10 protein-coding genes are annotated in these 13,235 nt (G+C 66.4%); 2 read left to right on the top strand and 8 right to left on the bottom strand.

The features are described 5' to 3' along the window. Window positions 1-58 precede the first annotated feature (58 nt). A complete protein-coding gene (locus QSJ18_RS15490) occupies window positions 59-2,827 on the top strand; it encodes a helix-turn-helix transcriptional regulator (RefSeq protein ID WP_286327464.1) in 2,769 nt (922 codons plus the stop codon). Here the strand turns inward: QSJ18_RS15490 and QSJ18_RS15485 are convergent. Both QSJ18_RS15485 and QSJ18_RS15480 read right to left on the bottom strand, forming a co-directional pair. Continuing rightward, entirely contained in the window at window positions 2,755-5,115 is a 2,361-nt protein-coding gene (locus QSJ18_RS15485; protein ID WP_286327463.1) for a LuxR family transcriptional regulator, read from the bottom strand. The two genes, QSJ18_RS15490 and QSJ18_RS15485, sit on opposite strands and share 73 nt — an antisense overlap. Window positions 5,116-5,161: 46 nt before the next feature. Continuing rightward, window positions 5,162-5,770 carry a maleylpyruvate isomerase family mycothiol-dependent enzyme gene (locus tag QSJ18_RS15480; protein WP_286327462.1) on the bottom strand — a complete coding sequence of 203 codons (609 nt, stop codon included), beginning with the start codon at window positions 5,768-5,770 and terminating at the stop codon, window positions 5,162-5,164. 124 nt (window positions 5,771-5,894) lie between these two features. Here QSJ18_RS15480 and QSJ18_RS15475 point away from each other — a divergent pair, with 124 nt between their 5' ends. Beyond that, a complete protein-coding gene (locus QSJ18_RS15475) occupies window positions 5,895-6,743 on the top strand; it encodes an aldo/keto reductase (RefSeq protein WP_286327461.1) in 849 nt (282 codons plus the stop codon). 15 nt (window positions 6,744-6,758) lie between these two features. Here QSJ18_RS15475 and QSJ18_RS15470 read toward each other — a convergent pair whose 3' ends face one another. The 6 genes from QSJ18_RS15470 to QSJ18_RS15445 all read right to left on the bottom strand — a co-directional run bounded on the left by QSJ18_RS15470 (window position 6,759) and on the right by QSJ18_RS15445 (window position 13,219). Further along, window positions 6,759-7,433: a TetR/AcrR family transcriptional regulator gene (locus QSJ18_RS15470; RefSeq protein WP_286327460.1), complete on the bottom strand. Its 675-nt coding sequence runs from the start codon at window positions 7,431-7,433 to the stop codon at window positions 6,759-6,761. A gap of 78 nt (window positions 7,434-7,511) precedes the next feature. Beyond that, window positions 7,512-8,657, bottom strand: a complete 1,146-nt coding sequence (locus QSJ18_RS15465; protein WP_286327459.1) for an acyl-CoA dehydrogenase family protein — start codon at window positions 8,655-8,657, stop codon at window positions 7,512-7,514. Between the two features lie 26 nt (window positions 8,658-8,683). Further along, window positions 8,684-9,907 (bottom strand): acyl-CoA dehydrogenase family protein, encoded by a 1,224-nt coding sequence (locus QSJ18_RS15460; RefSeq protein WP_286327458.1) that lies wholly within the window; start codon window positions 9,905-9,907, stop codon window positions 8,684-8,686. Between the two features lie 2 nt (window positions 9,908-9,909). Further along, a complete protein-coding gene (locus QSJ18_RS15455; RefSeq protein ID WP_286327457.1) occupies window positions 9,910-11,592 on the bottom strand; it encodes a class I adenylate-forming enzyme family protein in 1,683 nt (560 codons plus the stop codon). A gap of 33 nt (window positions 11,593-11,625) precedes the next feature. After that, the gene (locus tag QSJ18_RS15450) at window positions 11,626-12,375 is read right to left on the bottom strand and encodes an SDR family NAD(P)-dependent oxidoreductase (RefSeq protein WP_286327456.1); all 750 of its coding nucleotides are present in this window, start codon (window positions 12,373-12,375) and stop codon (window positions 11,626-11,628) included. A gap of 34 nt (window positions 12,376-12,409) precedes the next feature. Next, the gene (locus QSJ18_RS15445; protein ID WP_286327455.1) at window positions 12,410-13,219 is read right to left on the bottom strand and encodes an enoyl-CoA hydratase-related protein; all 810 of its coding nucleotides are present in this window, start codon (window positions 13,217-13,219) and stop codon (window positions 12,410-12,412) included. Window positions 13,220-13,235 lie beyond the last annotated feature (16 nt).

The following is a 13,235-nucleotide window of genomic DNA, read 5'->3' as shown; positions in this document are numbered from 1 at the left end:
ATCTGGCCCTCGTGGCAGCGCGCGGCTGCCACCCGAGATAGCGAGTGCACACGTACCGATGACCATCGACGATGCCGCCACCGGTGCGCGCGCCGACCATGTTGTCGGTCGGTCCGCCGAACTCCACCGAATCGACGAGCTCGTCGGGACCATCGCAGACGGCGGGGCGCCCGTCCTGGTGATCGCCGGACCCGCCCTCGTCGGTGTAACAGCACTGCTCGATGCCTGCGTGCGATCGGCACGCGGGCAGGGAGTTGCGGTGTTGCGGGCATCGGGGGCCGAGGCCGAGCGAACCCTCGACCTCGCCACGTTGCAAGAACTGTTGCTACAGGCACTATCTGATCCGGGGTCCGACTCTGATGCGGGGCCCGAGTCTGATCCGGGGTCCGAGCTGAAAGTCAGCACGCTGCGCGTCGCGTTGGGTCTCGCCGACGGTCCGCGCGTGGACGAGACGGCGATCGTCACGGCCACTCGTGTTCTGCTGAATGGGCTCGCCGAATCCGGTGGTCTCGTCGTCGTTGTCGACGACCACCATCTCGCCGATCCGATGTCGCGCCGGATCATCGCCGCGATGGCCGGTCTACCACGGCTGGGCATCGTGCTCGGCACACACGACACCGCCGCACCCGACCTCCCCGCGCGGCAGCTGATCACCATCTCCCGGCTCGACGACGAATGCGCCGCTGAGCTACTCATGTCCCGTCATCCCGACATCACCGACCGCGTCCGGTCCGCGACGATCGCCTGGGCGCAGGGAAACCCCTTGGCACTCATCGAGACCGCGGCCACGCTCACTCCCGGTCAGCGAGCCGGAGCCGCCCCACTCCCTCGGGTGATTCCCGTCAGTAGACGCTTAGGTGAGTTGGCGAACACCGGGACGCCTGACGACGATCACCACACGCGACTCATCAACTTCCTCCATTCCCTCACACAGCCCGAATCCGAGGCCGCACGGTTCTCACCGCGGCTCCATGTTCTGACCGACTCGCTGGCCTGGGCGGCCTGCGACATGGACACCCGGAATGCGCTGTTGCGGATCGCGGCCGCCGGGATCGATCCGAACGCGCTCACGCACCTTCGGGACCGACTGTCCGCATTACGTTGCACAGTTGAATGTTTCGGAACATCGTCGGCGATGCGCGCCGAACAGGTCCTGGTCATGTCGTTGCTCGCCGAGGCCGACTTCGCCACCGGCGGATGGGAAGCCGGAGTTGCTCTGCTTCGAGAGGCGATCACACTCGCGAACGGTTCCGCCGATCGGGCTCAGCTGATCGGACGCGCGGCTGCGGTCGCGTCGGCCACCGATGTCCCCCTGGCGACCGAGCTGGTGGAACAGCTTCGGCTCGACGATCCACATTTCAGCCGCTCCCTGCTGACTGCCACCGCCGCCGCCGGGGTGCTGGCACATGGCCCACGAGGCGATATCGACGCCGCCTATCGTATCCTTTCCACCGCCCTCGATCGCCAACCGGCGCAACACTTCCCGGAAGATCCCACTGCGGGCCCCGTCGTCACCGACGCGTTGCGAGGGCTGCGCTGGATCTGCTGGCTCGGCCGACGCCCGGACGCCTGGGCCTACTATCACGCCACAATGGAGCGATTGTCACCGCAAGCCCGACATCCGCTCGACGACGCGCTTGCCGACGGCCGGATCGACACAACCCGGATCGACGAACTGATCACCCGGTTGGCCGATCCGTCGGTGCAGCCGATCGAGGTCATCCTGATCGGCGAGACAGCCTCGGCGGTGGACCGCCTGAGCGAATGCCGAGTCGCCCTCGAGTCGGTCGCCACCTTCGCGACGAACGCCGACATTCCCATCATCACGATGTGGGCCGACCTCCAGCTCTCGCTCGACGACCTCACCCAAGGGCACTACGACGCCGTCATCGCCACGCATGGCGGGTCGCATCGCGACGTCGAGACGCTCGCGACCGCGCCGAATATGCTCGGCTGGGCGGCCGACTATCACCTCGGCATCGCCCACGCCCGCCGTGGCGATCTGGAGATGGCCGTCACCATCGCCGAATCCATTGCGGCCTGGGCACTTCCGCGACGCGCGCGGATGGTGATGTGCTGCGCCGAACACCTGCTGGCGATCTGCGCCAACGCGCAGTCGGACCATGAGTCCGCGTACACCCATCTCACCGCGATCACGACCCCCGGCGTCTCGCTGGAACCCAGCTGGTGGGCGACGGCCGTGGACTTCGAGCTCGTCCACGCGGCGATCCGAACCGGCCGCCAGGACGTGGCCGGTGCGCATGTGCGGGCGATGGCTGCCGCCGGCTACCCGGACAGATCTCCCGTGGCGCGGATGTTGTATCTGACCGCGTGCGCACTCTTGGAGACCGGCGAGACCGCCCGGGCCCTCTTCGCCGCCGCTCTCTCGGTGCCGGAGACCGAGCGCTGGGCATTCGACCGGGCACGCGTCCAGGTTCTGGCGGGCGCCCAATTGCGGCGTACCCATGCCCCGACGCGGTCGCGACCATTGCTGACCGACGCCGTGGACACGTTCACCGCCCTACGTGCGACACCGTGGATCGCCTGGGCACGAAGCGAACTGGAGGCCACCGCCTCCACTCGACGCCGACGTCCGGCGTCGGCGAATGGAGCCGCACCCGACCGCTCCCCCGAACTGCTGACCCCACGCGAGCGCCACATCGCCGGTCTGGCGGCGGAAGGACTGAGCAACAAGGACATCGCCACCCGCCTCGTCATGTCACCGCGTACCGTCGGCAATCACCTACACCGCGTCTACGCGAAACTGTCGGTGACCTCGCGGCTGGGGCTCCGCGACGCACTGGTCGACTGCCCGCCGGACACCTGAGCGGGACGTAACACCTCCCGCAGCCCTACCCGCGATCGGACGCCGAGGACCCGGTAGACGTGATGCAGATGCGTACTGACCGTACTCGGCGACATCACCAGCTGAGCCGCGATCTCGCGGTTCGTGCGACCCGACGAGGCCATCTCGGCGATCCGCTGCTCGGTCGCACTGAGCCGCACGAATCCCGCACGGGATGATGATCCGACGTCGACGCCCAATGTCCGCAGTTCCCGCCGGACCTGCGCCAGCCAGGGTGATGCGTCGAGAAGCTGAAAGGTCAGGGCCGCCTGACGAAGGTGTTCGGCCGCGCGTCCGGCGTCCCCTGGTGCTCGTCGACCAGATAGGACCCGGGCTAAGGCGAGACGGAGGCGAGCGGTGACGAACGGCCAGCGGTCGCTGTCGGGCACAGCGAGTGCACGGGCGAAGGTGTCGACGTCGGAAGTGGTGATCGCCAGTGCCGCCAGGTACGACATGGCGGCCCGCGACCGCGGTTTCCCAATGCCGGATGCCATGTCCCCGGCCCCGATCCGGTCGAGCGCCACGGTAAGCCGCTTCCGTAGGACACCAAGGTGCGCCTGGTCGTCGGCCCGCTGCGCGGCCTCGGCGAGATCGACTGCGGTGCGGTCGTCGATGTCGGCGAGAATCCCGTAGTCAGCGCCGCCACCTAGACCGGCGAGGAGTCGATGCGCGCGCCGCGGGTGATCGGCGGCGAGCGCACAAGCTGCCCGGATGTGTACCGCCCGATCCCGCAATCGATGTGCACCGCGTGTCGTCGACCAGGAGGTGACGAATGCGGAGTGTTCGAGGGCGGTGGAGTGGTGGCCACGGTGTGCGTCGAGGATGCCGAGCAGATGGTGCATCCACACCTCCGAACACGAATGATGATCCCGGTTCCCGCAGAGGCCCAGACCTTCCGAGGCAATCGACTCAGCCCGCCGCCAATCGCCTGCGTCGAGCGCGTCAGCCGACAACATGACGCCGGCGTAGATCGCCGACGCAGTCGGATATCGACGAGACCAGATGCGTTCCAGCCCATTCCGCCACCAGTAGTCGCGCTCGCCACCCCTGGTCGCGAAGGCGATCCGAATGATCTGCGCCGGATCGTCGGTGTGGGCCAGGGTACGCATCACACGAGTGGCCCCGGGCGGGCCGGCACTCACCGTCGACGCCGCCGACGCGGCGACCCGCGCCCAGGGCGGGCAACGGTCTCCGAGCCAGGATGTCTTGTTCCGGAACATCTCCCAGATATCGTCGCATTCGGCAGAGCAGGCCACCAGGAACATCGCCCACAGCGCCTCGTCGAGCACCCATCGTCCGGCGATCCGATCGTGGTCTCGCAGTCCCGCCGCGATCGACTGTGCCAGCGTGGTGAGTCGCGAACCGTCCCCCAGACCTAGATGTACATAGGCCACCTGAGCTTCGAGCGAGGTCGATGCGGATCTGTCCGCGGAGAGCGCCTGGCGGAGCAGGAGCGCGACCTGATCGAGATTGCCGGTCAGGTCGGCCGCCACCCCGGCGGCCGCGGCCAGCAACCGACCACGCGTACCCGAATCCGTGGCCGCACCCACGGCACCTTCGAGTTCGTTTGCGGCCCGGTCGATCTCACCGGAGCGCAGCTCAGCCAGGGCGCGTCGGGTGGCCTCGGTGGTGTCCGGGCAGGAATCGGGTGGGATCGCCACGGAATCGTCGGCGGTCGAGCGCCGGACGCGGGTCACGATCCGATGATCGATCGGGGCGTCGGCAGATGCCGTGGCCACGATCGCGATCGGCTGATCGTGCAACCGGCGCGCGACGCCTGCCAACACATTGGCGCTGGCCCGGTCGATCAGATCGAGGTCGTTGAGCAGAACCACCACCGGGCCGATCGGTTCCGCCGCACGACACAGTTCCACGAGGCCGCCGATGACCGCAAGAACGTCCGGCGCATGCGATCCGACGAGCCTTCGCACACGTCGCAACGCAATCCGCGGTTCTGGCACGCCGGTGGGCAGGACGACATGATGCAGCAGCGACTGCAACGCACCGAATGGTCGTGCGCCGTCGGCGGTGAAGCGGTGGCGCAATACCAGCGCGCCCGACCTCCGGGCCGCGGCCACCGCCGCATCGATGCCCTGCGCCGATGCGCGCGTCCGATCACCGACGATCAGCGTCAGCCCTCGCGGCAGGGTCACCGTCGCCGACTCGGCATCCACCGACCCAACCTCTATCGAATCAACCTCTACCGACTCGACCCACCCGGAACCCGGGAACACGCTCACCACATCGACCTCCACCTGCGATGCACTCACGTTACTGCCCAGTAACTATGCGGGGGCAGGAATGGGAGACCGATCGTCAGCGCGGGCCTGGAACCCCGGACAGAGTCCCTGCCGCCGAACGCCTGCCCGCGAACAGCATCAGAATGTCGCGGACTGGCGCCTCGACCGGCTCGCCCTCCCCGCGGTCGAGGTCTGCATCGGTGGCGATGAACCGCCTGCCGCGAAAATCACGGCGCGGATGGAACGGATAACGCATGTGCCACAACCGGTCCGCGCAGACCGCAGCGGCGTCGGACGGCATCGGCCGCGCGATGCCCAGTGGCACGACGATGTCCTGGCCGTGCACGAGGATATCGGCGAGCGGTTCGATCTCGCCAGTTCCGATGGCATGTCGTCGCGAGCCCGCCATCGCGCGAATCCGGGCGGTCGCCTCCTTCGGGGTGATCGTCTCCGCGATCGCCGCCCGCCGGATCATCGTGTTGAACCGGAATCCCGATCGTGCGGCGAGAAGCACCGCCCGTGCGGGCGGCATATGCGCTTGCGACAGATGCACGATCACATCGCGCACCGTCCAGCCGTCACAGAGTGAACTCGTGGACAATTGCGCGTCGTCGAAGTCGTCGGCCAGATCGGCGAGGTCGGCACGCTGCTCATCGATATGTCGCCAGATCTCATCGGAGTCCATGCCACACCTCGCCGCAACGCTCGCCGGTCCCGGAAATTCTAGTCCCATTCGGGACGATCCGGAGGAACTCCCCGATTCCCGGAGCCGGGAATAAGAACCCCACGCTCGCGCCTTGGAAGTCGTTATGGCCTCCAACGCACCTCAGGTTCCCGATCTCACCCTCAACAACGGCGTCGCGATTCCCCAGGTGGGGCTTGGCGTGTTCCAGATTCCGCCGGAGCAGACCGAGGAGGCGACACTGGCCGCCCTGGAGCTCGGCTATCGCCACATCGACACCGCGCAGATGTACGGCAATGAGCGCGAGGTCGGTCGGGCCGTCCGGGCCTCGGGTATCAGCCGCGACGAGATCTTCGTGACCAGCAAACTCAACAACAACGGCCACGCACCGGACGCCGACACCTCGGCCGCCATCGCACGCAGTCGCGACGCCCTCGACATCGGCCCGATCGACCTCTACCTGATCCACTGGCCGCTACCCGCGGTCGGCAGCTTCGTCGAGACCTGGCGAGCCCTGGAGCAGGCATACCGGTCGGGCGACCTGCGGTCCATCGGCGTCTCGAACTTCTCCGAGCAGCATCTGACCCGCCTGCTCGGCGAGACCGATGTCGTACCCGCCGTCAACCAGATCGAGGTCCACCCGTACTTCGCTCAGAACGCGTTGCGGCAGTTCAACACCGAACACGGTATTCACACCGAGGCATGGTCGCCGATCGCACAAGGCGCCGTTCTCGACGACCCGACCGTGGTGCGCATCGCCGAGGCCGTCGATCGCTCACCGGCACAGATCGTGCTGCGCTGGCACATTCAGCGCGGTGACATCGTGTTCCCCAAGTCGGTAACCCGATCCCGCATCGCCGACAACCTGGCACTGTTCGACTTCAGCCTCACCGACGAGCAAGTCTCGGCGATCGACGGACTCGATGTCGGCGGCCGGCGCGGCCCGAACCCGGACGAGTTCAACTGGGTGCCCTGAACAGCGGCACGGCATTTACAGCCGGTCGAGGTACTCCGCCTGCCGCTCCGGCACGATGAGCGCGGTCAGGGCGAAGCGCAACTGCGCATCGACATATCCGTCCAGGTCCGACCCCGGCGCGAAATGCCAGTGTTTCAGCGCCCACCCGTGCGCGATCATCATGAGGTCGAAGACGACGAGGTCGGCGTCGACATCACGCAGGACACCAGCCTCGATGCCATCGGAGATGGCCTGCCGCATCGGCTTCGACGTCTCGACCTCGAGTTCTTTGATTCGCTCGCGCCCGGTCGCATCGAGGGTCCGGCTCTCCCGATAGGTCAGCACGACAGCGTCGCGGTTCTCGTCGACGATGCGCGCGTACTCCCGGAAACCTGCGATCAGGCGGACGACCGGATCGTCACCGACGAGGTCCATCGCCGGCTGCAGCTGATCCCGGAATGCCTCCAGGATGTCGACGATCGCCGCGTAGAGAATCTCCTCTTTGCCGCCGAAATACTTGTAGAAGAGGCCGACGCTGACCTGTGCTTCATCGGCGAGCGCCTGCATCGACATCTGATGAAAACCGGTGCGGCCCATGACCGCGACGGCGGCGTCGAGGAGCTGGCGGCGACGCGACGACGCGCGTAGCGCCCGTACCGCTTCTTCTACATCCACGTCGGCCGCGGTCCGCGTACTCGAACTCTTGACCATTGCCCCTCCTTCCCGAATGACGTCACAGCTTATCGTCGCGTCGCGGGACGCCTCGTAGCACCGCGACACGCGGCGCGGCTAGATGCCCAGATCCTTGGCGATGATCGTCTTCATGATCTCGGTCGTTCCGCCGTAGATGGTCTGGATCCGGGCGTCCACGAACGCCCGCGACACCGGGTATTCCCGCATATACCCGTAGCCCCCGTGCAGTTGCAGGCAGCGGTCGGCGACTCGCACCTGCAGTTCGGTGGCCCACCACTTCAGCCGGGCAGCCCGGGCCGCGGTCAGTTTTCCGTCGACGTGTTCGGCGATGCAATCGTCGAGGAAGGTGCGGGCGATGTCGAGTTCGGTGGCGATCTCGGCCGCCACGAACTTGGTGTTCTGGAAGGAGGAGATCGGAGCACCGAAGGCGGTTCGTTCGCGGATGTAGTCCAAGGTGCGGGCGAACACACCCTCGGCCGCGGCGACAGCCCCCACCGACAACGACAGCCGTTCCTGCGGGAGGTTGCGGACGAGTTGATAGAAGCCCTGCCCTTCCTCGCCGAGCCGGTCGGCCACCGGCACCCGCATGTCGGTGAAGGCGAGTTCGCTGGTGTCCTGGGCCTGCAGCCCGATCTTGTCGAGTTTGCGGCCGCGTTCGAAGCCAGGGGTGTCGGCCGGCACCACGAACAGCGTCAGCCCCTTGTGCGGATCCGATGATGTCCGGGCGGCGACGACGAACAGATCTCCGTTGCGTCCATTGCTGATGAAGGTCTTCGCACCGTTGATCACGTAGTGATCGCCGTCCCGGACAGCGTTGGTACGAATACCGGTCAGGTCGCTGCCCGCACCCGGTTCGGTCATCGCGATCCCCAGCACCGTCTCGCCGGTGACCACACCCGGCAGCCACCGCGCCTGCTGTTCCGGGGTCGCCAGCTCGGTCAGGTACGGCAGTACCACATCGTTCTGCAGGGAGAAGGCGATCGCCTCGGCTGCCGCACCCGACCTCGCGACCTCGTCGATCACGATGGCGTGGTACCGAAAGTCTTCGACCCCGGGGCCGCCGAACTCTTCGGCGACCGGGAAGCCAAGCATTCCCGCCTTGCCTGCTTCGACGAACAGCCCGCGATCCCACTGACCTGCCGATTCCCATTCCTCATGCGCAGGGGTGATGTTCTCGGCGACGAAGCGCGCGACCGATTCCCGGAACTGACGGTGTTCTGACTCATATGCGATGGCACTCATCGGGTGTCTCCTAGACTTCAGTGTCTTCAGCGGAAGGCGTTCTCGCCGGTAAATGCCTGACCCAGCACCAACTGATGCATCTCCGGCGTCCCCTCGTAGGTCAGCACCGACTCCAGATTCACCATGTGCCGAATCACCGGATACTCCAACGAGATACCGTTTCCGCCCAGAATCGTGCGCGCCGTCCGGCAGATCTCGATCGCCTCACGCGTGTTGTTGAGTTTCCCGAAACTCACCTGGTCCGGGCGCAATCCCACCGAATCCTTCAACCGGCCCAAATGCTGCGCCAGCAGATTCGCCTTGGCCAACTCCACCCCAATGTCGGCCAACTTGGCCTGCGTCAACTGGAACCCGGCCAACGGCCGACCGAACTGCGTCCGCGCCACCGCATAGTCCCGCGCCGTCTCCCACGCCGACCGGGCCGCGCCCACCGCACCCCACAAGATCCCGTACCGCGCCTCCGACAAGCTCGCCAGCGGCGCCTTGATCCCGGTGCCCTTCGTCAGATCGTCGGTGCCGGGCATCAACGCGTCCGCGGGCAACCGCACACCCTCGAGGACGATCTCACCCGTCGTCGACGCCCGCAACGACAGCTTGTGCTTGATCTCCGGCGTGCTCACCCCCGGCGTATCCGTCGGCACGATGAATCCACGTACCGCCACCTCGCCACCGTCGAGCTCGGTTTTCGCCCACACCACCGCCACATCCGCGATCGGCGAATTCGTGATCCACATCTTGCGGCCATCGAGAATCCAATCCGACCCGTCCCGCCGCGCACGCGTCGTCATCGACGCCGGATCACTACCCGCATCCGGCTCCGTCAAACCGAAACAACCCACCGTCTTCCCCGCCGCCATCGACGGCAACCACCGCTGCTTCTGCTCCTCACTACCGTTGTTGTAGATCGAGAACATCGCCAGCGACCCCTGCACCGAGACCATCGACCGAATACCCGAATCACACGCCTCCAACTCCAGACATGCCAACCCGTAGTGCACCGCCGACGACCCACCGCACCCGTAGCCGTCCAAATGCATACCCAACAAACCCAACTCACCGAACTGCACGAACAACTCACGCGCAACCGGGATGCCACCGTCCTCGAACCACCCCGCGACGGACGGTGTCACATGCTCGGCCAAAAAGCCGCGCACCGCATCACGCACTGCCAACTCGTCGTCGGAATAGCCCAGATCCAAGTTCAACGGATCAAGAACGGAGAACTTGGGCGCGGTGGTGGTTGTAGTCATGATCAGACTCCTGAGGTCGGGGCGGGCGCGATGAAGTCACCGGCGGCCATCTCGGTTGTCGCCGACTGGGCGGCTTTGTAGTGCAACTTCTTTCCGGTCGCCGACACCGGCAGGGAGTCGACGAACCGATAGGCGCGTGGACGTTTGAACTGCGAAAGCATCGGATGAGCGCGGCAGTAGTCGTCGAGGACCTCCGGCGAGGGCTTCGCACCATCGACGGGCAGGATGTAGGCGACGACCCTTTGCCCCCACTGCGTGTCGGGCACCCCGACGACCAACGAGTCGGCGACGTCGGGATGGCCGTTGAGCGCCTCCTCGACCTGGACGGGATGCACATTCTCGCCGCCAGAGATCAGCATGTCGTCCTTGCGGCCGACGATCGTGACGAACTCGTCGGCATCCCACGTCGCCAGATCGCCGATATGCAGCCAGCTGCCGGCATATTTGGCCTTGTCCTGCTCCGGTGAGTCGTAGTACTGGCCAGCGCATTTGGGCGACCTGACGATGACCTCACCCACTTCGGATCCGTCGCGGGCCACCGTCTCGTCGGGGCCGGCGAGGACACCGTCGGGCCGAACCCGCACCACGAGTACGTCATCGTCGATGCAGGCCCGACCGGCGGTACCCGCCCCGTCCGGCAGATCGCCGGGCCGCAGGAAGGTATTCCAGAATCCCTCGGTACTGCCGTAGCCGTTGAAGATGCGCGGCGTAAGCACATCTTGATAGTGCAGCGCCGCTTCCCGTTCCAGTGGGGCGCCCATCGTGACCACCCCGTTGAGGCTCGACAGATCGCGGGGACGCTGCTCCTGCTCGGCGGTCAACATCGCCAGATTCGTCGGCGCCCCGATCAAGAACGTCAGTCGGTGGCGCTCCACCAGATCGAGGGTCGTCGCCGCGTCGAAGGTGCGCATCGGGACCAACGACGAGCCGAGGTAGAACGTGGGATTCGGCCCGGCACAGTACAGTCCGCCGCGGTGGAACCACGGGGTCATGTTCAGCGTGCGGTCCTCGGGGCTCAGCGGGAAGTGCATGATCACGTCGTGTGCGGAGAAGATCTCGATCGCGCTGTTCATCGGAACCGCCTTGGGCATGCCGGTGGTTCCCGATGTATACAGGCGAGTCGTCTCATCGAATACACCACGGCTGACCACCGGCGGCTGCGCCGGAGACTCCGGGAGTTCTGCGAACCGGACCGCCCGTGCGCCACCGATCACCCGGTCGGGCACCGTAGGTCCGTCACCTACCGCGACCACGACTTCCGGTGTGTGCTCGGCGATGTCGAATGCCGCGGCGACCATCTCGGAGTAGTCCGTGTCGTAGACGTAGACCTTCGGTCGGCTGAGGTCGAGGATCACCGCCGTCTCCCCCGCCGCCAGACGAAAGTTGACCGGCGAGCCCACCGCCCCTGCCGCCTGGGTGGCCAGGTAGAGCTGGGCGAATTCCGGACCGTTGAGCAGTTGGTAGGCGACCACGTCGCCCGGTGCCACGCCGAAACCGACGAGTGCGGTGGCGATCCGATCGACCCGGTCACCCAACTGGGCGTAGGTCCACACCGTGTCGTCGGTCGGGTCGATCATGGCCGGCGAGTTCGCATAGCGATGGGTGTTGCGGCGGAAGCCGTTCAGGTAGGTGAACTCCTGCTCGAAGAAGGCCCGATATGCGGTCGCGTCATAGTTGTCGGTCACGACTTATCTCCGATGATGGTCGTTGCGGCCGGGTCAGCCGGCCATGGTGAGTCCACCGCTGACGCTGATCACCTGACCGGTGATGAACGAGGCGGCGTCCGAGGCGAGGAAGAGGACGGGCGCGGCGACCTCGTCGGGTCGTGCGAGTCGACGGAACGGGATGGCCTTGACGAGCGCCTCCTGCAGCTTCTCCGGCTGTGCGCGGAACAACGGGGTGTCGGTGGGTCCCGGGCAGACCGAGTTCACCGTGATCTGGTAGCGGGCCATCTCCCGTGCCAGCGACTTGCCCAGTGCGATGACGCCACCCTTGGCGCCGGCGTAGATCGACTCACCGGCCGAGCCGACGCGACCCGCATCGGAGGCGAGGTTGACGACGCGACCACCCCGCCAGCCGTCGGACTTGGACGCCTCGATCATGCCGGGCAGGAAGGCACTGGCCATGTGGACCGGTCCCAGATAGTTGATCGCCACCACCTTCTCGGCGAACTCGGTTGTCGCGTTGAGGAACTGGTCGGTGCGATCCCAGCCCGCGGCGTTCACGAGGATGTCGGGGACGCCGACCTCGCTGTTCACCGCGTCGCGCAGGGCGTCGACGGTGGCGCGATCGGCGACGTCGACGGCCATCGGGATGATCTTCGGGCTGGTCTCCGCGGTGCGCTTGGCGGCGTCGAGATCGAGGTCGGCGGCGACCACGGTGACCCCCTGCGCGGCGAAGGCCTCGGCGATGGACTTGCCGATTCCCGATCCGGCTCCGGTGACGACGGCAATGCTGCTGGTGCTCATGATTATTCGGATCCTTGTCGATGGACGGGGCGGCTCAGATGGCGGCGAACTTGTTGAATTCGGGCATCCGCTTCTCGGCGAACGCACTCGCACCTTCCGCACCCTCGGCGGTGTGGTGGGTGAAGAGGTCCAGCGCACTCATCGCCAGATTCGACAGCCCCGCCTGATGGTCGGTGTCGGCGTTGAAGCTCTGCTTGAGGAAGCGGATCGCGGTCGGCGACTTCTCGGCGATCTCCGCGGCGATCTTCTTAGCCTCGTCGAGCAGATCCGCGGCCGGGACCACCCAGTTCACCAGCCCCCAGCGCTCGGCGGTCGCCGCGTCGTACTGGCGGCACAGGTACCAGATCTCGCGGGCGCGCTTCTCACCGACGGTGCGGGCCAGGTAGGCCGAGCCGAAGCCGGCGTCGAAGGAGCCCACCTTGGGACCGGACTGTCCGAAGCGGGCGGTGTCGGCCGCGATGGTCAGATCACAGAGCACGTGAAGCACGTGACCACCGCCGATCGCGAGTCCGTTGACGGCCGCGATGACCGGCTTGGGGATGTCACGGATCAGCTTGTGCAGGTTGCCGATCTCGAACATGCCACTCTCGCTGGGACCGTAGTCGCCGGTCTCCGCACGCTGCTTGACGTCACCGCCGGTGCAGAACGCCTTCTCGCCCGCACCGGTGAGGATCACGGCTTGCACATCCTTGTCGGCCCAGGCGCGGCGGAAGGCCGAGATCATCTCCTCGACCGTCTTCGCCCGGAACGCGTTGTACCGCTGCGGACGGTTCATCGTGATGACGGCCGTCGGCCCGTCCACCTGGTAGTCGATGTCCTCGTAGTCGAAGTTTCCGTGGCTCATGTGCCGCTCCTCTCAG

The sequence above is a fragment of the Gordonia heveisoli genome, from assembly GCF_030315745.1.
GTDB lineage: Bacteria > Actinomycetota > Actinomycetes > Mycobacteriales > Mycobacteriaceae > Gordonia.
Note: the sequence above shows the minus strand (reverse complement) of the source record. Positions and strands in the feature narration are given on the sequence as shown.